The following is a 22,038-nucleotide window of genomic DNA, read 5'->3' as shown; positions in this document are numbered from 1 at the left end:
CCCGCGGGCGTACAGAAGACAACGACAAAACCACAACGCAAGGTAAATCTCGATCATGAAGGCCTGGACCTCACTTCTGCGCATGGCGCTTGCAGGCGCTCTGGCCGCGGCGCTCGGCGCCTGCGGCTCCCTGCCGCCGACGCCGGAAAGGCCGGCGGAGTTCTCCGCGTCCGCCGATGCGTCGACCACGCTGGCGAAGATCGTCGACGCGTCCACCCCGCCGGGCGAGCATTCGGGCTTCCGGCTGATGCCGCTGGGCGTTTACTCGCTGGACGCGCGCATCCAGCTCGCGCAGCGGGCCCAGCGCTCGCTGGTGGTGCAGTACTACCAGCTCGAGAACGACGCGGTGGGCCGGCTGCTGCTGCGCACGCTGCGCGAAGCGGCGGCACGCGGCGTGAAGGTGCGCGTGCTGGTCGACGACCTGTACACGGTCAAGAGCCAGCAACTGTTGCTGGCCCTGTCCGAAACCCCCAACGTGCAAGTGCGCCTGTTCAACCCGTTCTGCTGCGGGCGCAACGGCTTCCTGTCGCGCTTTGCGGCCTCGCCCTTCGAGATCGTGCGGCTCAACCACCGCATGCACAACAAGCTGTTCATCGCCGACGGCGTGATGGCGGTGGTGGGCGGGCGCAACATCGCCGACGAGTATTTCGTGCTGAGCGAGGCGCAGAACTTCATCGACATGGACGCGCTGGTGGTCGGCAAGGTGGTGCCGCAGCTCGAATCGATCTTCGACGCCTACTGGAACAGCGTGCAGGTCTGGCCCATTGCCGACATCGTGACGGGCGAGGGCGGCCACAAGCCCGGCACCGCCGACTTCGACAGCTGGGTCGGCATGGCCGCGCCGCCGCCGAAGATCGTGCTGCCGCCATCCGACATCCTTGGCTACGGCCCGATTGCCGAGGAGCTCGACGGCGGCCGCATGGGCCTGCTGTGGGGCGAGGCCCGCGCCATTGCCGACCCGCCCACCAAGCCCGCGACCATGACGGCCGACGAGGCCATCGCCACCAGCGTGACGATGAAGGTGTGGGCCCTGTTGCTGGACGCCAAGACCGAGGTCGACCTGACCTCGCCCTACCTCGTGCCGGGCGAGCGCGGCATGGCCGCCTTCGAAGACCTGGCCAAGCGCAACGTGAAGCTCACGCTGCTGACCAACTCGCTGGCCGCCAACGACGAGCCGCTGGTGCACACCGGCTATGCGCGCTACCGCCAGCGGCTGCTCGAAAGCGGCGCCGACCTGTACGAGCTGAGCCCGCAGCGCACCAGCAAGGGCGAGCGCTTCGGCATGTTCGGCAAGTCGCTCGGCCGGCTGCACGCCAAGACCGCCGCCATCGACAAGAAGCGCATCTTCATCGGCTCGATGAACCTCGACCCGCGCTCGGCCAGCCAGAACACCGAGATGGGGCTGGTGGTCGACAGCCCGCAGCTGGCGCGCGAGATGCTGCGCATCATCAACATCAGCAAGCTGCAGAACTCCTACCGGCTGCGCCTGGCCAAGGACACCGGCACGCTGCAGTGGCTCACCAACGACGGCGAGAAAGAGGTCATCCTGACCTACGAGCCGGAGTCGGGTTTCTTCCAGCGCTTCTACAACATGCTCATTGCACCCATCGTTCCCGAGATGCTGTTGTAGCCTCGGGGGATGGCGCAGACTTTCTCCTCGTTGTCCGCCCCGCAGGTCATGCTGTGGGGCGTCCTTTTTTTCGGCGGCATCTATCTCGGTTTCGGCGGGCTCACCTGGCTTTTGACGAAGCGCGTGCTGCCGGCGCTGGGCATCGGGCGCGTGCTCGATCCGCGGCCGTTGCAGCCGGGGCAACTGCGGCGCGAGCTGGGGCAGTCGGGCGTGTCGGTGCTGATCTTCGGGCTGGGCATGGTGTTTCCGTGGGGCTTGCTGCAGCTGGGCTGGGCGCGGCTCGACGGCGATGCGGGCTGGCGGCAGGTCGCGCTTGAAATCCTTGTGCTCGCGGTCTGGAACGACGTGCATTTCTGGGTCAACCACCGGCTGCTGCACACGCGCTGGCTGCGGCGTTTTCACGGGCCGCACCACCGCTCGTTCGTGACCACGCCATGGGCGACCTACAGCTTTCATCCCGTCGAGGCGCTGATGCTCGGCAACGTGATCCTGCTGCCGATGGTGGTGCACGACTTCAGCTTCTGGGCGCTGGCTGCGGTGCCGGTGTTCAGCCTGTTCTTCAATTGCGTCGGGCATTCGAACTACGACTTCTTCACGCGCGTGTCGTACAGCCACTGGTTCGCGGCGAGCCGCCGGCACCACCTGCACCATGCCGTGCACAACGGCAACTACGGTTTTCAGTTCACCTTCATGGACCGGCTGTTCCGCACCCGCATCGCGGCCGACGCGGCCGAGCCGCTTTTCCAGGCTTTCCACAAGAAGCATGGCGCGACCACGATCGCCTGACGCGCGCCATCGCTTGCCGAGGCTGCGCCACGGGCGGGACTGGCAGAGCCTGGCCTACCTCGTGGCCTTGCCTGCGCTGGCGGCCTGGCAGTGGCTGCACGGCTTCAACGTCGTGCTGTATGCGCTGATGCTGTTCCTCACGCTCGGCGTCGGCGTGGTCCATCACAACCATGTGCACCTTCGCATGTGGCGAGGCCGGCGCATGAACCGCTTCACCGACTTCTGGATCACGCTGCTGCAGGGCCATCCGACCTTCGTGTTCTGGCCCGCGCACGTGGCCAACCACCATCGCCATCGACATGGCCCGAAGGACGTGGCGCGCACCTACCGCTTCGGCGGCGACACCAACCACCTGGGGGGTTACCTGCTGCACCCGTTCCAGGCGGTGTGGGTGTTGGTGCCGGTGTTTGTCGCGTGGCTCGCGCGGCTGAGGCTGCACCGGCGCGGCGCGTGGCGCTACTGCATGGCGCAGTACGCGCTGTGGCTGGGAAGCTGGGCGGTGCTGCTGGCGCTCGACTGGCGCCGCGCGCTGGTCTTCGTGATCGTGCCGCAGCTGCACGGCCTGCACTGGCTGCTGGCGACCAACTACCTGCAGCACGCCCACGCGGACGGCCGAAAGACATCACGCAAGGAGGCGCCCGGCGATACCCCGGGTAGCCAGCTGAACTACGCCCGCAATTTCGAGGGGCTGGTGAACCCCTTGCTGTTCAACATCGGCCTGCACACCGCACACCACGAGAACCCGCATGCCCATTGGTCCGAGCTCACGCACCTGCATCGCACGCGCTACCGCGCGCAGGTCGCGCCCGTGCTCAACGAGGGCGGGCTGGTGCCGTACATGGTGCGCGTGTTCGTGCTGGGGACCGTGTGGCCGCGTTTTCGCAGCCGCCCGCTGATGCCTCCCGATTCACCTATCTCCTGAACCCATGCCCGTTTCATTCCAACGCGTCTACCTCGAGAGCGCCGGCTATTTCATGCCGGGCGAACCCATTCCCAACGACCGCATGGACGCGTACATCGCGCCGCTGAACCGCATGTCCGAGCGCATCAAGCGGCGCATCCTGGCGGAGAACGGCATCCTCACGCGGCATTACGCCATCGATGCGGAAGGCGTCACCCAGCACACCAATGCGCAACTGGCGGCCGGCGCCATTCGCGACTGCCTGCGGCGCGGCGGGGCCGAGCTGTCGCGCGTGTCGCTGCTGGCCAGCGGCTCCTCGGGCGGCGACACGCTGATGCCGGGCTTCGCCAACATGATCCAGGGCGAACTGGCGGCGCAGCCGATGGAGACGCACTCGGTGCACGGCATCTGCGCGGCGGGCGTGTCGGCGATCCAGACGGCGGCCCAAGGCATCGAGCTGGGCGCGCACCGCACGGCCATGGCGGTGGCGAGCGAGATGCCGTCGCGCCTGTTCAAGCGCTCGCGTTTCGCGGCACGCGGCTACGAAGCCGACTTCGACTCGCACTTCCTGCGCTGGATGCTCTCCGATGGCGCGGGAGCCTTGCTGCTGTCCGACGGCACGCCCGCGCTGGCCGGCGCGCCGGGGCTGCGGCTGAAGCTGAAGTGGGTGCACCAGCGCGCGTTTTCAGGCGACTACCCGGTGTGCATGCAACTGGGCCTGACCGAAGACCGCGCGCGCGGTCACCTCGACTTCGGCTCCTGGGCCGAGGCCGAGGCGGCGGGCGCCTTGTCGCTGCGGCAGGACATCCGGCTGCTGCCGCACCTGTTCGACATCGGCATCCATGAATACGCGGGGCTGGTGCGCGACGGCTGGGTCGATCCGAAGCGGGTCGATCACTTTCTTTGTCACTACTCGTCGGAAAAATTCATTCCGGTGGTCGAAGCCCTGATGGCCAAGGCCGACCTGTCGATTCCGCGGGAACGCTGGTGGAGCAACCTCGCATGGCGCGGCAACACCGGCGCGGCGTCGATCCTCGTCATGCTGGCCGAGTTCCTGCACACCAGGACGTTGAAGCCGGGCGAGCAGATCTTCTGCTACGTGCCGGAGTCGGGGCGCTTCATGGCGGCCTACATGCTGCTCGAGGTGGAGGCGGTGGACGCCGCACCCGTGGCGGTGGCGCCCCGCGCGGCGGCAGCGCCCGACGACGACCTGGTGATCGCGCCCCCGCACGACCCGGCCGCCGCGCCCGAAGGCCTGGGCGCCCTGCTGACCGAGCTGGCCGCCATCTGGCACGACTACCGTTCGCGCGTGTGGCGCACGCCGCTCGTCCGGCAGATCCGCGAGCGCCGCTTCGCCGTGCCCGACTACCTGAACTGGATGGAGCAGTGGGTGCCGCAGGTGCGCGAAGGCAGCCTGTGGATGCGCGAAGGCGCAGCCTCGCTGAGCGAGCCGTACCAGATGCTGGCCTCGCTGATCGGCGTGCATGCGGGCGAGGAGCAGAACGACTTCAACATTCTCTTCAGCGACTACCGCCAGGCCGGTGGCAAGGTCGAGCGCATCGAGGACCTGCGCCGCAACCCCGGCGGCGAGGCGCTCAACGCCTACCTGCACGGCCTGGCCGCCACGCGCGACCCCATCGGGCTGCTGGGCGCGATCTACATCATCGAGGGCACGGGCCAGCGCATCGTGCCGGCGCTGCTGCCGTTGCTCAAGGCCAGCCTGAAGCTGCCGCCCGACGCCTTCCGCTTCCTCGAGTACCACGGCCACAACGACGAGCACCACCTGAGCCGCTGGCTCACCGCGGTCGAGATGGTGATGGCCGTGGAAGGGCAGGCGCGCGCCGCCCGCCAGATCACCGACACCGCGCGCCACACGGCCGCGCTGTACCTGATGCAGTTCCAGCACATCACCGAGCGAATGCCCCATGGACCGAACACCTGACTTCCTGACCCAGGCGCACGACGAGCGCGACCCCAGCCCCTGGCTGGCGCTGTACCTCGACCAGAGCACGCCGCTGCCTGACAACGTGAAGTCGGCGTGGCTGGCCGACTCGAGCTCGGGCTCGCGTCAGTACCTGCTGCCGTTCCTGCGGCCGCTGGCGCGGCTGACGATCATCCTGATCCAGGTCGTGAAGGTGTTCGTGCCGCGCAACTGGTCGCACTCGATGCTGCTGCATCGGTTTCTGGCGTGGGGGCTGAAGCGCTTCGTCTCGCCCGAGGCCAACTGGCTGATCCTGCGGCACTTTCACCTGGGCTCGCAGGTGCTGGCCTTCATCGGGCGCAATTCACCGGCGCCCGTCGGAACCCATCCACTGGAGCCGGCCGACATCGACGCGCTGAAGGACGAGATGTTCCTGAAGCACGACCTGAACCTGTTCAACTTCGTGATCCGGCTGAACACGGCGTTGCGCGACAAGGGGCTGGCGCTGTGCAAGGCCGAGAACGTCGACTTCTCGATGATCAAGGAGCCCGGGCTGCGGCTGGAGGACATGCCCCAGGGCAAGCTCAATTTCCTCGACCTGCAAAGCGCCATCGAGCTGTTCACGCCGCTGTACCAGCTGATGCTCACGGACAACGACTTCTGGCGTGCGGCCAACTCCTTGCAACTGGATGAAACCATCGGCATCTACACCGCGACCATCCTGAATGCGCCGGAACACCTGATCCTGGTCAACAACAAGCATCCGCTGGTGCCGCTGTCGACCCTGCGGGCGGGGCACCGGCTGGTGATCCATGGGCTGTCAACCGAGATGCTCCACAGCCTGCTCCAGCGCATGCAGGCGGCGCAGAACCTGCAGCAGGCGGGGGCGCCGGAGACGACCCTCTACGAGCAGCCACTTGCATAGGCGTATGCTGCCCCCAGATGGAACTCATGAACACCACCGATAATCCGTCTCCCAAGACCGATCTGGCAGTGACCCATGTACTGGCTCATCTGCTGGAAAAACTCGAGCACAGTGCCGTGCCCGTCGGCGCAGCGCAGTACCGCTCCGTTGTCGAGCACCTGGTGCACGAGTTCGAGGACGTCGAACAGGGAGCCGAACTCGGCCGACTGCTCGACGCCTTTCCGGCCGCGGCCGAGGTGTACGAAAACCTCAATTACCAGCACGCCGGGCTTTGCCGCTCGGCACTAGACGCTTCGCTGGCTGCTGAATTCAGCGCCCGCGAAGCCATTGCACGCGCCATGCGCCGTGCCGAACCGAACAGCAAGGAAAAGACGCATGGCGAAGGGTGAAGTGAAGACGGCAGTGGTGGCGGACGGCCTGCGCTACAAGACCAAGGCACCGGGTTCGCCGTTTCGTGCCTCCGCGTCGTTCAGCGGCGCGACCATGTCGTGCTTCATGTGCGGCAAGCACCGGGTGCGCTCGCAGTTGCGCACGCGCCAGGTGCTGGGCAAGTCCCAGACCGTTTGCGCGCCCTCGTGCAAGGCGCTCGACGAATCCCTCGAATAGGGGTTGTTGGAAACACGCCACTGACGGGGTAACCTCTTAGCACGTCAGGAAGACATTTAGGAGACATTCCCGTTTGCAGAAAGTCACGGATGGCTTCCACAGTGGCTGCAATCGCTATACAGTTAGAAACAAATGATGCAAGCAATTGCATTCACGCCAAAGTTCTAATTTGTAGTCGATTCCAATGAATTGCAGCCACGCCATTGACTCTTCGCGCGGGACATGGGTTCCAACGCTTGCAAAGGGGTGCCGCCATGGCTAAACCGCGCCACGTCATCATGCAGGTGGTCAAGCGCTCGTCTGGCAGCGCCACGCACCATGTCGAGTTCCTGATGGACGACAACTTTGCCGAGCGCCTGCGCCAGTTGCGTTCCCTGGTGCCGCCGCTGGGCAGCCTCAACAAGCAACGAGATCTGGTGATCGACAAGGTGAGGGTGCGCCTGCCCAACGCCATCTGGCGCTCGGGCAGCGAGATCGAGATGGACGGGGGCGTGGACGGCTCCTGCATCGTCATTGCCGCCGAGGGCTCGTTCAATTGCGGTGGCAAGGACCGCAAGACGCGCGAAAAGCTCGTTACCTACAACTTCGCGATCGCGCGCCTGATCGAGTTGCATGCCGAGCGCCCCGAAGGCGAAACCCTCTACATCCGCGATGGTGTGTTCGCCAACGACGAGCCGGCCGAATCGCCGGCCGGCCGCTGGGTCACGTCGATGCACGAGCTGGAAACCGTGATGCGCGTGCCGGACGCCCCGTCCGACTTCGACACGCTGCACGACCTTTCGCTGCGCCCCGAGCAACAGCAGCAGTCCGGCAACGGCGCGCCGCACCGCGCCAGCTTTTACTGAATCCTGGCTGGTCAGCCGAGGCCGCTCAGGGCGCTGCGCCCACGGGCGTGTACTGCGCGCGGTTGTCCGCCAGCCAGCGTTCGGACAGGACGCTGTCCTGCTGCGCCGGATGGAAGTCCGACCGCAGGTAGCTGCGCCAGCCCGCCACGTTGCCGCGCAGCAGGCCGTCGCGGCTCAACAGGATGCGCGCGGCGCTCTTCCACGTCGACCATTTCCACAGCTGCTTCTCGTGGCGCAGGTTGTCGACGGTCTGGCGCATCAGGTCGCCCAGGAACATCATCGTCACGCGGCGGAACCAGCGGTTGCGCCACGCGTCGGAGCCGCCCGCGGCCTTGTAGATGTCGAAGGCCACGCTCTTGTGCTCCAGCTCTTCCGCGCTGTGCCACAGCCACATGGTGCGCAGCCGGGGCTCGGCGCCCTCTAGAACCTGCGGATGGGCCAGCAGCCATTCGGCGAACATCGCCGTGAAGTGCTCGGTGGCGGCCGTGACCGCCAGCGCGTGGCGCGGATCGGCGTTCTCCATCAGCGTCAGGCGCTTGCTGGCACGCGCCGTCCAGCCGTCCACCAGCCCCTGGCTTTCGAGGTGGTTGTTGAACAGCGAATGAATGCGCCGGTGCGTGGCTTCCTGGCCGATGAAGCCGCGCACCTCGGCACGGTGCTTGTCCTGCGCCTCGGCCGGCAGCGTGGCCACGGTGTTGCGCACGGCGTCGATGAAGAACTGCTCGCCGAAGGGGAAGCTCATCGACAGGGCGTTGAAGAAAGCGGTCGAGAATGCATCGCCGCCACACCAGTTGCGGGAGAAGGGCGACTGCAGGTCGATCAGAAGACGGCGGACAACGAGTTCGGTCATGCAAAAAACCTCGAAAAAAGCCTGGAATGCGTGGGCTGGAAAGTTGGTACAACTTCGTACCGCTTGCCTTCATATTGCAATTGTGAATCGGTACTGTCAAGTACCGAGGCGTAGGAAAATGTACGGCTCATGAGCGAAACCATTGAAAAACCAGCGTCTTCCAAGTCTGGCGACGCGCCGGGGAGCGAGCACTACGCTCGCCTGCTGCAGGGCATGGCGCACGCCGTGGCCGCCAAGGGCTACGCGGAGACGACCATTGCCGACATCGTGCGCGAGGCCGCCGTGTCGCGCCGCACCTTCTACGAGCACTTCAGCACCAAGACCGAGTGCCTGATCGCGCTCTACGAAACGGCGAGCCGGCTTGCCTTGCAGGCGGTGAGCGAGGCCTTCGACCCGGTGCAGCCCTGGCACACGCAGGTGGAGCGGGCCATGGCGGCCTACTTCGACTACCTGGCGCAAGACCCGGTGCTGCTGCGCACGCTGTTCGTCGAGATCCTGGGCCTGGGCATGCCGGGCCTCGTGGTGCGGCGCCGGGTGAACGACGAGATCGCCAGCTTCATCCAGGTGGCGATCAACAGCAGCGGCAGCCCCCAGGAGCCAGCCGCGCACCTGACCGGAGAGATGGCGATGACGGTGGTCGGCGGCATCAACGAACTGGTGCTGCAGGCCATCGAGCAGGACCGCGCGGGCGACTTGCGCGAGCTGGTGGCGCCGGCCACGCGGCTGGTGCGCGCGGTGGCGGCCGAGAGCCAGCGTTAGACGCGCTTGCGTTCGACGGCGCGTGGCGTGGCTGCCAGCCACAGGGTCAGCAGTCCGGCCAAGGTCAGCACCAGCAGCCCGCCGAGGTAAGGCAGCACGTCGTGCAGCGGCGCACCCATCTGGTTGAGCCGCAGCGAGGCCTGGATGCCGGCCGTGCTGGGAAAGATCCAGCGCAGCACCTGCAGCGGCCCCGGCAATGCTTCGACGGGCCAGGAGAAGCCCGAGAGAAAAGCCATCGGCAGAGCGGTGAACAGCAGCACCTGCAAAGCTCGCTCGCGGTCGCGGAACCAGCAGCCCAGCAGCAGGCCGGCGGTGCAGATCGCCGGCACGTAGAAGGCCAGCAGCACCAGCGCACCCCATGGATTGCCGCCGCGCGGATAGTCCTGCAGGAAGAACACCCAGCCGAAGTAGAAAAGCCCGCTCAGCAAGCCGAACCCCGAGAGCGCGCCCAGCCGCCCCAGCCAGGCCCCCATCGAGGCGCGCAGCCGTCCGGCCTCGGCCCAGGTGCCGGCCAGCATGGCCGCGCCCATCAGCAGCGTCTGCTGCAGGATCAGCAGCGCCACCGCCGGCACCACGTAGCTGCCATAGCCTTCGGTCGGGTTGAACAGCGCGACGAGTTGCGTGTTGAGCGGGCTGCGGCTGCGTGCGGCCTGTATCGCGCTCTGTCCGCCCGCCTGCAGCTTGCGGATCTCGACACCCGCCGACACCGTGCCCACCACCTCCGAGAACCCGTACAGCACGGCCTTGTTGAGCAAGGCATAAGCGCCGTTGCCTTCGATGGTGACCACGGCCGAGGTGCCGCGCAGCACGTCGCGCTTGAGGTCGGCCGGCAGCAGCGCATAGCCCTCGATCTCGCCACGCCACAGCGCCTGCTGCGCCTCGTGCACATCGGCGGTGACCATGCGCACGTCGAGGCGCGGATTGGCCATCGCGAAGCGCGCGATCTGGCGCGACAGCGCACTGTGGTCCTGGTCGACCACGGCCACCGGCACGCGCGTGACGGCCTGCGTGCCATAGGGCCACGGGTAGAAGAAGCCGTAGATGACGGGCGCGAGCAGCATGATCAGCAGCACGCCCTTGTCGCGAAGCACGGCCAAGGCGGTATCGCGCCATGCGGCGCCGAAGTGCAGGCGGTCGTTCGTCATCAGCGCCCGCCCCAGCTCTCAGGCGCCCTGGCGGCGCGCGCCAGCGCGACGGCCGTCGCCGCCAGCAGCACGGCGGTGCCGAGCACCATCCACAGCGGCGTGGCCGCCGAGTAGGCCAACGGCGCACCCATCTGCAACTGCTCCATCTGCACCCGGATGTAGTGCGTGTAAGGCAGCAGGTTGGCCCATGCCTGTGCGAAAAACGGCATCGCGACCAGCGGGAAGCCCACGCCGCCGAACGCGAAGGCCGGCGCGGTGATGAAGCCCGTGGCCGACAGCGCGGTGCGCAGGGAGCGCGTGAGGCCCGACACGAACGCCCCCAGCGCGATCGACAGCGCCAGGAAAACCACCAGCGCAAACAACGTCCAACCGAGCGAGCCCACCGGGTGCCACCCGCGCCCCGCCGTGATCCATAGCATCGCAGCGATGGCCACCGCGCTCAGGCTCGCGAACGGCAGCGCCAGCTTGCCCGCCAGCGCAGCCAGCGCCTCGTGCCAGCGCGGCGCGGCGCCCAGCCATTCGCCGATGCTGCGGTCGCGCAGCTCGCGGCCCACGGCCCACGCGCCGGCCGTCATCGCCAGGATGTGCAGCAGCGCGGGAATCAACGCCGCGCCCAGGAACTGCTCGTAGTCGGTCGAGGTGTTGAACAGCGCCACCATGCTCGCCTTGATCGGCTCCATGCTCACGCGCGCGGCCGTCATCGATTCGCCGCGCTTGTTGCGCACCGTGAGCTCGACGCCGCCCGACACGGTGGCCACGGCCGTGCGCACGTCGCGCTGGATCAGGCTCGAATGCGTGCCGAGCTGCGCGTTGTGCAGCAGCACGACCTGGCCGGCGCGGCCCTGCTTGACGTCGCGGCTCAGCGCGCGCGGCAGCTGCACCGCGGCGTCGACCGCGCCGCTGGTCAGCGCGCGAGCCATCTCGCCTTCGTCGCCGTAGTGCTGCACCACGCGCAGGCCGGGCGTGGCGTCCAGAAAGCGCACCAGCTGGCGTGACAGCGAGGAGTGGTCCTGGTCGAGCACGCCGATCGGCAAGCGCTCGGGCAGCCCGGCCGAGAAGATCCACCAGATCAGGAAGACCGCGAGCAGCGGCACCCACGAGACCATGGCCAGGTCCCAGGGGCGCGTGCGCAGCAGCGCGAACTCGCGCCGTGCGCTGGCTGCGGAAAAGCCGCGGAGGCTCATCGGATCTGCGCTCGTTGCGGGGTCAGTCGACCAGCACGCTCATGCCGGGCCGCGCGCCCTCGACGGGCTTGAGCGGCCGTGCACGGACCTCGAAGGTGCGCACGTCGAAGCCGGCGCCGCCGCGCGTGGCGCGCCAGGTCGCGAAGTCGGGCAGCACGGCGCTGTAGTAGACCTTGAAGCGCGCCGTGCGCTTGTCTTCGGCCAGCGCGGGCAGGCGCGCGTCGAACTCGTTGCCCGTCGCGAACCGGGCGAGCCGGTCTTCGCGCACGTTGAGCACCAGCCACTGGTCGTTGAGGTCGACCACCGTCACCACGGCCACGCCCTGCGGCGACAGCTCGCCGACCTTGGCCAGCACCTTGGCCACCTCGCCGCCGACGGGGCTGCGCAGCTCGGTCTCGGCCTTGGCGGCCTGCGCTTCGGCGACCACGCCGGCGACCTGGCGCGCCTGCGCATTGGCCGCGGCCTTGTCTTCGGGCCGGGCGCCGCTGCGCGCCATGTCGTACTGCGCCCTGGCGGCAATGGCGGCGTCACGCGAAGCCTTCCAGTTGGCTTCGGCCTCGTCGCGCTTCTGGTCGGCCACCAGGCCTTCGCGCGCCAGCCCGTCGACACGGCGGAACGAGGTCTGCGCGAGCTGCGCCGCGGTTTCCGCCCGCTGCCATTGCATGCGCGCCATCTCGAGCTCCTGTGGCCGCGCGCCGTTCTGCGCCTTGTCGGCCACGGCCTGCGCGGCCTGCTCGGCGGCGGTGGCCTGCGCGAGCTTGGCGCGCACTTCGGGGCTGTCCATGCGCACCAGCACCGCACCGGCCTGGATGCGATCGCCTTCCTTCACCAGCACATCGGCCACGCGCGCCGTGACCTTGCCGGCCACGTCGGTCTCGCGTGCTTCCATCTGGCCCTGGAACACCTCGGGCGCGGGCTGCGACGCGCGCCAGAAACCCCAGACGAGCACCGCCAGCACGAGCAGGGCGGCAAGGATGGCGATCAGTTGTCGGGTCTTGGCACTCATCATCAATTCACCTTCACGTCGGCACGCGCGATGTAGTCGGAAAACCTGTCGGAAATGCCCGCGCTCTCGAGCAGCTGCGCCAGCGCCTGCACATAGTCGTTGGCGGCCTGCGCGCGTTCGGTCAGCACCTTGGCCTGGTTGGTTTCGGCGTCGATCAGGTCGAGCGTGGTGCTCGTGCCTTCGCGAAGTCCCGAGACACGCAGCCTGACCACCTCTTGCGCCAGTTCGACCGAGGCCTTCATCTCCAGGTACTCGCGGCGTGCGTTTTCCAGCGCGCGCCAGTTGCGCTCGACCAGCAGCGAGATGTCGCTGCGCGCCTGCGCGTCGGTGCGCTCGGCCTGTTCGATCTGCTTGAGCGAGGAGGCCGACAGGGCGCTGCGGTCGACCGAGTCGTACAGCGTCCAGCGCACGCCGATGCCGGCCACCCAGTCGGCGTTGCCGCTCTTGAGTTCGCGCGTGCCGAAGGCAATGACCTGCGGGCGGCGCAACGCCTCTTCACCCTCGTGCAGCTGCTCGGCCTGCGACTTCTTGGCCGCGACCTTGCCCAGGCCGGGGTGGCGCGTGAGCGCCGAATCGATGAAGTAGCCCAGCGGCTCGACCGGCGTGCTGAGGATGAAGAGCGGCGTCTGCGGCGCCACGCTGCCGTCCGCGCGCACCGTGCGGGCGAGCGCCACGGCGGCCAGCGCCGCGTCGTCCTCTGCCTTGCGCGCGTTGCGGCGCGCTTCTTCGTAGGCGGCGCTGGCCTGCAGCCGCTCCACGCGCGAGATCACGCCGGCCGCGAGCATCTTCTGCGCGGCCGAATCGTGTTGCGCGATGGTGCGCTCGGCCTGCGCGCGCAGCGTGGCCGCGCGCTGCGCGAGCTGCGCGCCGAAGTAGCGCTGCACCAGCAGGGTGTCGACCTCGTGGCCGGCCTGTTCGGCATCGGCCTGCGCCTCGCGCGTCTGTGCCGACACGAAGCCGCGCACCGCGTCGGTCGCGCCGCCCACGTACAGCGGCCACACGGCCGAGATCGAGGTGTTGGTCCCCGTGTCGTGCCGGTTCAGCGTGTAGCTGTTGGGCAGTTGCGGAATGGGCACGCGCGAGATGAAGCTCTGGACCGACGAGGGCAGCGAGGAACCGATCTGCCCCAGCTTCTGGTTGAGCGGATCGAGGTCGAGGTTCAGGTTGGCGTTGTACGCGTAGGCCAGGCCCGAGATGCTGACCACCGGGCCGCCCAGGCCCTTGACGCCTTCGCCCTGCAGCTCTTTCGATTCGACGGCCGCGCGCGCTGCGGCCAGCTTGTCGGAGCGGTCGACCATGCGGGCGCGGGCTGCGTCGAAGCTCAGTGAGAGGGTGTCCGCGCGGGGCGGCACCTGTGCGAAGGCCGAGGTACCGAGCCCGATCAGGGCCGGCAGCAGGAGCAGGGAAGGGAAGAGGGCGTGGCGAGGTCGTTGCATCGTTTCAGGCTGCCTTGCGCAGCAGGGTGTCGAGCTCCTGCTGCAGGATCACGGGAAACGCGGCCTGCACCGCGCCGGTGGCGAGCGGGCGCGCTTTCTCGAGCAGTTGGGCCAGGCGGTCGGCATCGATGGCGTCGCCGCTCAGCAGGCTGTCGGCCAGCGTGCGCAGCCAGTGGCGCGCCACGGTGCGCAGCGTGCGCGCCATGGTCTCCTGCATGCCGATCACCTGCTCCAGCGGCAGGCCGAGCGCGGCGAGTTGCTCTGCGACCTGGCCCAGCGCGGGGCTGAGCATCTGGATCTTGCCGTCGGGCAGTTCGCGCATCAGGCCGGCCCTGGTGGCGCGTGCGAGCAGGGCGGGCGTCATCTGGCCTTTCCACTTGGCGGCGAGCGCCTTGGCCGACACCACCACCGGCGTTTCTTCGGCGAACAGGCTGCCGGAGACCGAGCGCGCCACGGCGACCAGGTCGGGCCAGGACGAGGCCGGCGCGCGCGCAAAGATGCGGCGGATGGCCTCGATGCCGAAGCCCTGGTCGCGCAGCTCGCGGATCAGCGCCAGGCGCTGCGCGTGCTCGTCGTCGTACAGGCCCAGGCGCCCCCGAAGCCGGGGCGGTGGCAGCAGCCCTGCGGTGCTGTAGGCGCGGATGTTGCGCACCGTCACGCCCGTGTGCGCCGCCAGGGCCTCGATGGAGAGGTCCTGGGCAGCAGCGAGGGCAGGGGCGGAATTCATGTGACGGTACGAATGTTACATCGTGAATGTCACATAGATCAAACCTGTATCGTCGGCTTGTAGTCGGCCAGCAGCACGTCGTTCCACTTGCCGAAGATCGCCATCAGCCCCACCGCCACCGTGCCGGACAGCACCACCACCCCGCAGGCATGCGCCCATCCGTTGTCGAAGGCGCCGAACATGACCGCGCGAAACGCCTGCACCACCCAGCTGAAGGGCAGCCAGCTGTGCACGTCGCGGAAGAAGCCGGCCGACAGCTCCACCGGCAGCACGCCGCCGCCGGCCGACAGCTGCAGCGTGAGCAGCAGCACTGTCAGGATGCGGCCGAAGTCGCCGAACACATGGAGGATGGCGAACAGCACCACCAGGAACACCAGCGAGGCCAGCACCATGGTGAGTGCCAGCGCGCCCACGCGCGGCGCCTGCACCTGCAGCACGCCCAGCAGCGTGGCCAGCACCAGCGCCACCTGCAGCAGCACGACGAGCGCCGGCATGGTGATCTTGCCGAGCGTCTTCGCCAGCTTCGGGTAGTGGGTGTGGTCCGTCAGCACGATGCGGATGTTGAACAGGTAGCCGGCCATCACCGCGCCGATCCACAGCGCCACCGACACCATGTTGGGCACGAAGGCGCTGCCGTTGTTGGCCACCGGGGCGACCACCTCGACCTTCGGCTCGACCGAGTCGGCCAGCCCCGAGGCACTGCCCTGGATGCGGGTGATGGAGGCGGGCAGGGCAGCCTCGATGGTGCGCACCCCGGTCAACAGACGCTGCGCGCCCTGGGACAGTTGCGCGCCGCCCTGGACGAATTCATCGAGCTTGCGGTCTTCGGGCAGCTTGCCGCCCAGTGTGCGGATGCCGGCAGACAGCGCGCCCATGCCGTCGGTGAGCTTGCCCACGCCGCCTTCGAGCGCCGCAGCGCCGGCCACCAGCTTCTGGCTGCCGTCCTCTGCCTTGGTCATCGCGGCCTGGGCCTGGCCGAGCCCGCCGCGCAGCTTGTCCGCACCGGTTGCCAGGTCCCCGGCGCCCCGCGCGAGCCGGTCGCCCACGAAGGGAATGTCGGCCGATTCCTTCTGCATCTTGCGTGCGCCGTCACCCAGTTGGCCGGCGCCTGCATTCAACTGGTCCAGGCCATCGCCGATCTGCGCGAGCCCGCTGCCGAGTTCGCGCTGCCCCGCCGTGAGCTGCTGCGCGCCGGACTTGAGCGCGCGCAGGTCCGCATCGGCCGGCAGCTTCGACTGGATGGTGCGGATGGCGCCGTTGACCTGCTTGAACCCGCTGCCCACCTGCTGGGCGGCCGCGCTGTACTGGATGGCGCCCGTGCTCAGCGTCTGGCTGCCGTCGCGCAACTGCAGCAGCGCCTGCTTGAGCTGTTCCAGCCGTTGCTGCGAGCCGGAGGCCGCGTTCAGCACCAGCTCCCAGCGCTGCTCGTTGAGCATCTCGTTGACCTGGTGGCCCAACTCGCCCGCGAAGCGCCGGGCCAGGCCGGCCGAGCTGTAGTTGTTGCCTTCGGAGGTGTAGACGACCAACCGGCCTGCGCCGCGCTGCGTGCCGGGCACCGCATTGGCGCTGAAGTCGCCCGGAATCAGCAGCACGAAGGCGAGCGTGCCGCGGCGCACTTCGGCGCGCGCGGCCTCGGGGTCGGTCATGGTGCGAAAGCCGAAGGCGCGTTTTTCGAGCAGGGTGCGCGTGAGCTCGTCGCCCACGTTCACGGAGTGCGCCATGTAGGTCACGCCCCGGTCCTGGTTCACGATGGCTGCCGGCAGGTCGGCGGTGTGGCCCGCCGGGTCCCACACGCTCGTGAGATAGATCAGCGCATAGAGCGCAGGCACCACGCCGACCGCCACCACGGCCAGCAGGATGCGCGGAAAGCGCCGCACGATGGCCAGTTCGGCCCGTGCAATGGCCCAGGTGCCGGCGAACAGTGCGTGGAGGTAGTGCATGGCGCTAGTGTGTACGCAGCGCCATGGCGATCGGCCCGGGAACGCACGTCAGGACTTGACCTTGACTTCGACGCGGCGCGCCTCGGAGGGCGGCCCGTCGGCCTGCGACTGCGCGGGCTTGGCGAGCTCGATCTTGTCTTCGGGCGCGCCGGCCGCCTTGAGCGCGTCGCTCACGGCCATGGCGCGCTGCTTGGCCAGCTCGGCGTTCTTGGCCGGGTCGCCGCTGGCGTCGTGGTAGCCGCTCACCAGCACCGTGCTGCCACTCTGCACCGCCTTGATGACGTCGGCGAGCGCCTCCTTGGCGTTGGGCGCCACCTCCGAGCTGGCGCTTGCGAAGTAGAACTTCACGACGCCGTTCTCGACCTTCACCGCGGCGGCTTCGACCGCTGCGACGGCACCCGAAGCGACCGCCGCAGCCGGCGTGGCCGGCGCGGTCGCCGCCGGAGCGCTCACGGCCGGTGGCATTTCCACCTTGGCCGGCACCGCCGCCGCATCGCCGGCGTGGAATTTCACCACCAGCGGCACGATGAGCAGCGCCACGATGTTGATGATCTTGATCAGCGGGTTCACGGCCGGGCCGGCGGTGTCCTTGTAGGGGTCGCCCACGGTGTCGCCGGTGACGGCCGCCTTGTGCGCCTCGGAGCCCTTGCCGCCGTGGTGGCCGTCCTCGATGTACTTCTTGGCGTTGTCCCACGCGCCGCCGCCGGTGCACATCGAGATGGCGACGAACAGCCCCGTGACGATGGTGCCCATCAGCAGCCCGCCCAGCGCCTTAGGCCCGAGCACGAGGCCCACGACGATCGGCACCACCACCGGCAGCAGCGACGGAATCATCATTTCCTTGATGGCCGCGCCGGTCAGCATGCCCACGGCCTTGCCGTACTCTGGCTTGCCGGTGCCTTCCATGATCCCGGGGATCTCGCGGAACTGCCTGCGCACTTCTTCCACCACCGCACCGGCCGCGCGGCCCACGGCTTCCATCGCCATCGCGCCGAACAGGTAGGGAATCAGCCCGCCGATGAAGAGGCCGACGATCACCATCGGGTCGCTCAGGTTGAAGCTGATGTTCAGCCCGAAGCTCTCCAGCTTGTGGGTGTAGTCGGCAAAGAGCACCAGCGAGGCGAGGCCGGCCGAACCGATGGCGTAGCCCTTGGTCACCGCCTTGGTGGTGTTGCCGACCGCGTCCAGCGGATCGGTCACGGCGCGCACGCTGTCGGGCAGCTCGCTCATCTCGGCAATGCCGCCGGCGTTGTCGGTGATGGGGCCGTAGGCGTCGAGCGCGACCACGATGCCCGCCATGCTCAGCATCGACGTGGCGGCCACCGCGATGCCGAACAGGCCGGCCAGCGAGTAAGAAGCCAGGATCGCGATGCACACGAAGATCACCGGCCAGGCCGTGGAGCGCATCGACACGCCCAGGCCCGCGATGATGTTGGTGCCGTGGCCGGTGGTCGAGGCCTGCGCGATGTGCTGCACGGGCTTGTACTGCGTGCCGGTGTAGTACTCGGTGACCCACACCAGCGCGGCGGTGAGCGCCAGGCCCACGAAGCAGGCGCCGAACAGCTTGAGCTGGCTGCCGCTCGGGGCAATGGCGTTGTCCGGGATGATCCAGCTCGTGACGAACCAGAACGCGATCAGCGACAGCACGCCCGCCACCGCCAGCCCCTTGTAGAGCGCCGGCATCACGTTCACCATGCCCGGCGATGCCTTCACGAAGAAGCAGCCGATGATCGACGCGATGATCGACACGCCGCCCAGCGCCAGCGGGTACAGCACGGCGTGGTCCGGCGCGGTGGTGACCATCAGCGCGCCCAGTACCATGGTGGCGATCAGCGTCACCGCGTAGGTCTCGAACAGGTCGGCCGCCATGCCGGCGCAGTCGCCGACGTTGTCGCCCACGTTGTCGGCGATCACCGCCGGGTTGCGCGGGTCGTCCTCCGGAATGCCGGCCTCCACCTTGCCCACCAGGTCGGCGCCGACGTCGGCGCCCTTGGTGAAGATGCCGCCGCCCAGGCGCGCGAAGATCGAGATCAACGAGGAGCCGAAGGCAAAGCCGATCAGCGGGTTGAGGATGGCTGCCAGGGTGTGGTCGGCCTTGGGCGCGCTACCGGCCAGGAACCAGTAGAAGCCCGTCACGCCCAGCAGGCCGAGCCCGACCACCAGCATGCCGGTGATGGCGCCGCCACGAAACGCCACGTCCAATGCCGGGCCGATGCCCTGCGTTGCCGCCTGCGCCGTGCGTACATTGGCGCGCACCGACACGTTCATGCCGATGAAGCCGCAGGCGCCCGAGAGCACCGCGCCGACGACGAAGCCGACCGCCGTGGTCAGGTCGAGGAAAAGTGCGATGAGCACCGCGAGCACGACGCCGACCACGGCGATGGTCGTGTACTGCTTGGCGAGGTAGGCCGAGGCGCCGGCCTGGATGGCCGCTGCAATCTCCTGCATGCGGGCGTTGCCGGGGTCCTTCGCAAGAATCCAACTTCGGGCCCAGAACCCATAGGCCACGGCCACGAGGCCGCAGACGATGGCCAGTATCAAGGGGGTGTTGCCGATCATGCTTTGCTTCTCCATTCGTTCGTTTAAGACTTGTGGAGACGGACACCATGGACCCTGCGTGCAACGCGTACGGGACATGTTTTCCGCCGCGTTGCTTCCTCGAAGCTCGCTGCACCGAGGGTGCGGAGCCGATTGGCCAACGGTTGCAATTTACAGGCAAAAACGAGCGCGCGTGCGACCGTCCGGTGACACGGAAAGTAAACTCCGGGTTTGTCCCCATCCTTCTCATACTTTTCAACTACTCGAAAAACGTCATGTCCTTCGACAAAGTTTCCCCCGGCAAGAACGTTCCCGATGCCTTCAACGTCGTGATCGAAATCCCGATGAACGCCGACCCGATCAAGTACGAAGTCGACAAGGAGTCGGGCGCGATCTTCGTCGACCGCTTCATGACGACGGCCATGTACTACCCCGCCAACTACGGCTACGTGCCGCAGACCCTGTCGGGCGACGGCGATCCGGTCGACGTGCTGGTGATCGCGCCGTACCCGCTGCTGCCGGGCGTGGTGGTGCCTTGCCGTCCCCTGGGCATCCTGATGATGGAAGACGAAGCCGGCGTCGACGGCAAGGTGCTGGCCGTGCCCACCGACAAGGTGCTGCCGATCTACAGCCACTGGAAGTCGGTCGACGACGTGAACCCGATGCGCCTGAAGGCCATCAGCCACTTCTTCGAGCACTACAAGGACCTGGAAGCCGGCAAGTGGGTCAAGGTGCTGGGCTGGGAAGGCATCGAGTCCGCCAAGAAGGAAATCCTGGACGGCATCGCGGCCTACCAGAAGTAAGTTGTTGCTGCCGTGAGGCAGCGTCCGGGGCGCCATGCCCCTGGACCGGCGGCTTCAGGCCCGGACTGCGTCCCCGGCCAGCCGCATCCACTCGCGATTGACCGATCGCGCGTGCGAGTTCCAGTGGCGTGCCGCCTGCTGGAGTTCGTCCCACTGGCGTTGCGCGCCGGTGCTGTCCCCTTGTTCAGCCAGCCATGCGATGTAGCGGGCGCGGGTTTCGACCGTGTTGTACTGGCTCAGCGCGCTCTCGAAGGCTTCGCGTGCCTCCTGCTGCCGTCCGTCGGCGGCCAGCGCACGTGCGGTGAGCACCGCGACTTCGTCCCGGCGGTAGTCGTCGCGCGTGGCACGCAGTGCCTGGAGGGCCTGCAGCGCTTCCCGGCCCGCAGCCGGGCCGCCCGCGGCGAGCAGGGCGCTGGCAAGGCCGAACTGCAGCTCCGGGTCGGAGGCCAGCGGGCCCTTGAGCGCATCGCGGTAGTGACCGACGGCATCGCCGGCCTGGCCCCGGTCGAGTGCGGCCTTGGCGAGGCGCAGCTTGTTCTGGGCGGTGGGCGCCAGGTCGTAGGCGTCGGCTGCGGCACGGTACTCGCGCTCGGGATCGATGAAGCCGATCGCTGCGCTGGCCACCTTGCCGGCGGTGTTCTGGATGCGCGAGGCGGGCAGGTACTCGACCACGAAGTACACGATGCTGCCCAGCAGCGGAAAACTGAAAAGAATGATGAGCCAGAACAGCTGCTTGCCATGCCGCATGGCGTGGATGGCAAAGAACAGCGCAATGATGACGTGCAGGCCCAGTCCGACGAATGGCATCGTTTTCCCTCTGTGTTGTTGTGGATTCGGGCGCTTTTATAGCAGCCCCGAATGGCACAGCCAGGGCCGGGATCAGGCGGACTTGAACGGGCTGCGTTCGCCCAGGTGGTCCATGTAGTTCTCGATGCCCGCGCCCTCGCGCTCCAGGAAGCGCTCGACCGCATCGGCAAACGACGGATGCGCCAGCCAGTGGGCGCTGGTGGTCTTCACCGGCATCAGCGCGCGCGCCATCTTGTGCTCGCCCTGGGCGCCGCCCTCGAAGCGCTGTGCACCGTGCGCGATGCACCAGGCCAGCGGCTGGTAATAGCAAGCCTCGAAGTGCAGGCAATCGACCCGCTCCAGCGCGCCCCAGTAACGGCCGTAGGCGACCAACGGGGCATCGGGCTGGGTCGACAGTGCGATCAGGCTCGCGGCCATGGGCTTGCCGTCGCGTTCGGCCACGAACAGCAGCCAAGCCTCGGGCAGGGTGTCGGCCATGCGCCGGAAGAAGTCGCGCGTGAGGTAGGGCGGGTTGCCGTGCTCGCGGTAGGTGCGCTCGTAGCAGCGGTAGAAGAAGTCCCAGTCAGCCTTGGCGATGTCGGCCCCGCGCGACCAGCGAAAGCTCACGCCGGCGTCGGCCACCTTGCGGCGCTCCTGGCGAATCTTCTTGCGCTTGTCGTGCGAGAGGCTGGCCAAGAAGGCGTCGAAATCGGCGTACTGCGCGTTGGTCCAGTGAAACTGCACGGTGTTGCGCAGCATGAGGCCGGCCTCGGTGCAGGCGGCGATGTCGGCCTGGGCGCCGAACAGCAGGTGCAGCGACGACAGTTGTTCCTGCTTGCACAGTGCCACCAGGCCTTGCACCAGCAACGTGCGGCTGGCCGCGTCGCGAGCCAGCAGCCGCGTGCCGGGCACGGGCGTGAAGGGCACCGCGACCACGGCCTTCGGGTAGTAGGCCAGGCCGTGCTGCTCGTAGGCGTTGGCCCAGGCCCAGTCGAACACGTACTCGCCGTAGGAATGGTCCTTGATGTAGAACGGGCACGCGGCATGCAGTTCTTCGCCGTGCCACAGCGTGACGAACTGCGGCGTCCACCCGCTCTCGGGCGTGGCGCTGCGGCTGTCGTTCAGCGCCGCAAGGTATTCGTGGCGCATGAAAGGCGAGGGCTCGGCCTCGGCGGCGAGCAGCGCATTCCAGGCTTGCGGGCTCACGTCCGCCGGCGACGACAGAACCCGAATGACATAATCGTTCAAGC

Annotated in this window: 21 protein-coding genes; 11 read left to right on the top strand and 10 right to left on the bottom strand. The window is 67.9% G+C overall.

Annotation, left to right across the window (positions count from 1 at the left end):
* Window positions 1-55 precede the first annotated feature (55 nt).
* From ACSFBM_RS08185 to ACSFBM_RS08150, 8 genes are all read left to right on the top strand, one after another.
* On the top strand, window positions 56-1,630 hold the full coding sequence (locus tag ACSFBM_RS08185; RefSeq protein ID WP_435483916.1) for a phospholipase D family protein: 1,575 nt from the start codon (window positions 56-58) through the stop codon (window positions 1,628-1,630).
* A 9-nt stretch (window positions 1,631-1,639) separates the two neighbouring features.
* Window positions 1,640-2,416: a sterol desaturase family protein gene (locus tag ACSFBM_RS08180; protein ID WP_435483915.1), complete on the top strand. Its 777-nt coding sequence runs from the start codon at window positions 1,640-1,642 to the stop codon at window positions 2,414-2,416.
* The gene (locus ACSFBM_RS08175; RefSeq protein WP_435483914.1) at window positions 2,394-3,338 is read left to right on the top strand and encodes a fatty acid desaturase; all 945 of its coding nucleotides are present in this window, start codon (window positions 2,394-2,396) and stop codon (window positions 3,336-3,338) included. The genes ACSFBM_RS08180 and ACSFBM_RS08175 overlap by 23 nt, the downstream gene beginning before the upstream one ends.
* A 4-nt stretch (window positions 3,339-3,342) precedes the next feature.
* Window positions 3,343-5,259 (top strand): iron-containing redox enzyme family protein, encoded by a 1,917-nt coding sequence (locus ACSFBM_RS08170; RefSeq protein WP_435483913.1) that lies wholly within the window; start codon window positions 3,343-3,345, stop codon window positions 5,257-5,259.
* Entirely contained in the window at window positions 5,243-6,163 is a 921-nt protein-coding gene (locus ACSFBM_RS08165) for a DUF6999 family protein (RefSeq protein WP_435483912.1), read from the top strand. Before ACSFBM_RS08170 ends, ACSFBM_RS08165 begins: the two co-directional genes overlap by 17 nt.
* Window positions 6,164-6,189: 26 nt before the next feature.
* Window positions 6,190-6,552 carry a hypothetical protein gene (locus tag ACSFBM_RS08160; protein ID WP_435483911.1) on the top strand — a complete coding sequence of 121 codons (363 nt, stop codon included), beginning with the start codon at window positions 6,190-6,192 and terminating at the stop codon, window positions 6,550-6,552.
* On the top strand, window positions 6,539-6,769 hold the full coding sequence (locus ACSFBM_RS08155; protein ID WP_116907419.1) for a hypothetical protein: 231 nt from the start codon (window positions 6,539-6,541) through the stop codon (window positions 6,767-6,769). Before ACSFBM_RS08160 ends, ACSFBM_RS08155 begins: the two co-directional genes overlap by 14 nt.
* A 254-nt stretch (window positions 6,770-7,023) precedes the next feature.
* On the top strand, window positions 7,024-7,614 hold the full coding sequence (locus ACSFBM_RS08150) for a hypothetical protein (protein ID WP_435483910.1): 591 nt from the start codon (window positions 7,024-7,026) through the stop codon (window positions 7,612-7,614).
* A gap of 25 nt (window positions 7,615-7,639) precedes the next feature.
* Here ACSFBM_RS08150 and ACSFBM_RS08145 read toward each other — a convergent pair whose 3' ends face one another.
* The gene (locus ACSFBM_RS08145) at window positions 7,640-8,464 is read right to left on the bottom strand and encodes a metal-dependent hydrolase (protein ID WP_435483909.1); all 825 of its coding nucleotides are present in this window, start codon (window positions 8,462-8,464) and stop codon (window positions 7,640-7,642) included.
* Window positions 8,465-8,593: 129 nt separating this feature from the next.
* On the opposite strand from ACSFBM_RS08145, the gene ACSFBM_RS08140 reads away from it, so the two are divergent.
* On the top strand, window positions 8,594-9,223 hold the full coding sequence (locus ACSFBM_RS08140) for a TetR/AcrR family transcriptional regulator (protein ID WP_435483908.1): 630 nt from the start codon (window positions 8,594-8,596) through the stop codon (window positions 9,221-9,223).
* On the opposite strand, the gene ACSFBM_RS08135 is transcribed toward ACSFBM_RS08140, so the two are convergent.
* Window positions 9,220-10,368 (bottom strand): ABC transporter permease, encoded by a 1,149-nt coding sequence (locus ACSFBM_RS08135; protein WP_435483907.1) that lies wholly within the window; start codon window positions 10,366-10,368, stop codon window positions 9,220-9,222. The genes ACSFBM_RS08140 and ACSFBM_RS08135 overlap by 4 nt on opposite strands.
* Window positions 10,368-11,480 (bottom strand): ABC transporter permease, encoded by a 1,113-nt coding sequence (locus ACSFBM_RS08130; RefSeq protein WP_435484780.1) that lies wholly within the window; start codon window positions 11,478-11,480, stop codon window positions 10,368-10,370. The genes ACSFBM_RS08135 and ACSFBM_RS08130 overlap by 1 nt, the downstream gene beginning before the upstream one ends.
* Here ACSFBM_RS08130 and rpmF point away from each other — a divergent pair.
* The gene (gene rpmF, locus ACSFBM_RS08125) at window positions 11,373-11,624 is read left to right on the top strand and encodes a 50S ribosomal protein L32 (protein ID WP_435484779.1); all 252 of its coding nucleotides are present in this window, start codon (window positions 11,373-11,375) and stop codon (window positions 11,622-11,624) included. The genes ACSFBM_RS08130 and rpmF overlap by 108 nt on opposite strands.
* On the opposite strand, the gene ACSFBM_RS08120 is transcribed toward rpmF, so the two are convergent.
* From ACSFBM_RS08120 to ACSFBM_RS08100, 5 genes are read right to left on the bottom strand one after another with little or no spacing between them, the layout of a single operon-like run.
* Window positions 11,575-12,561, bottom strand: coding sequence for an HlyD family secretion protein (locus ACSFBM_RS08120; protein ID WP_435483906.1), 987 nt, complete (start codon window positions 12,559-12,561; stop codon window positions 11,575-11,577). The two genes, rpmF and ACSFBM_RS08120, sit on opposite strands and share 50 nt — an antisense overlap.
* Window positions 12,561-13,994, bottom strand: coding sequence for a TolC family protein (locus ACSFBM_RS08115; protein ID WP_435483905.1), 1,434 nt, complete (start codon window positions 13,992-13,994; stop codon window positions 12,561-12,563). The genes ACSFBM_RS08120 and ACSFBM_RS08115 overlap by 1 nt, the downstream gene beginning before the upstream one ends.
* A 4-nt stretch (window positions 13,995-13,998) precedes the next feature.
* Window positions 13,999-14,721: a MerR family transcriptional regulator gene (locus tag ACSFBM_RS08110; protein WP_435483904.1), complete on the bottom strand. Its 723-nt coding sequence runs from the start codon at window positions 14,719-14,721 to the stop codon at window positions 13,999-14,001.
* Between the two features lie 38 nt (window positions 14,722-14,759).
* Entirely contained in the window at window positions 14,760-16,661 is a 1,902-nt protein-coding gene (locus ACSFBM_RS08105) for a YhgE/Pip family protein (RefSeq protein WP_435483903.1), read from the bottom strand.
* A gap of 48 nt (window positions 16,662-16,709) precedes the next feature.
* Window positions 16,710-19,220, bottom strand: a complete 2,511-nt coding sequence (locus tag ACSFBM_RS08100; protein WP_435483902.1) for a sodium-translocating pyrophosphatase — start codon at window positions 19,218-19,220, stop codon at window positions 16,710-16,712.
* Window positions 19,221-19,474: 254 nt separating this feature from the next.
* Here ACSFBM_RS08100 and ppa point away from each other — a divergent pair, with 254 nt between their 5' ends.
* On the top strand, window positions 19,475-20,002 hold the full coding sequence (gene ppa / locus ACSFBM_RS08095; protein WP_116907427.1) for an inorganic diphosphatase: 528 nt from the start codon (window positions 19,475-19,477) through the stop codon (window positions 20,000-20,002).
* Between the two features lie 54 nt (window positions 20,003-20,056).
* On the opposite strand, the gene ACSFBM_RS08090 is transcribed toward ppa, so the two are convergent.
* Window positions 20,057-20,809: a hypothetical protein gene (locus ACSFBM_RS08090; RefSeq protein ID WP_435483901.1), complete on the bottom strand. Its 753-nt coding sequence runs from the start codon at window positions 20,807-20,809 to the stop codon at window positions 20,057-20,059.
* A gap of 72 nt (window positions 20,810-20,881) precedes the next feature.
* Window positions 20,882-22,036, bottom strand: coding sequence for a GNAT family N-acetyltransferase (locus ACSFBM_RS08085; RefSeq protein WP_435483900.1), 1,155 nt, complete (start codon window positions 22,034-22,036; stop codon window positions 20,882-20,884).
* Window positions 22,037-22,038: the final 2 nt, after the last annotated feature.

The organism is Variovorax pasteuri, assembly GCF_051216435.1.
Lineage (GTDB): Bacteria > Pseudomonadota > Gammaproteobacteria > Burkholderiales > Burkholderiaceae_C > Variovorax.
Note: the sequence above shows the minus strand (reverse complement) of the source record. Positions and strands in the feature narration are given on the sequence as shown.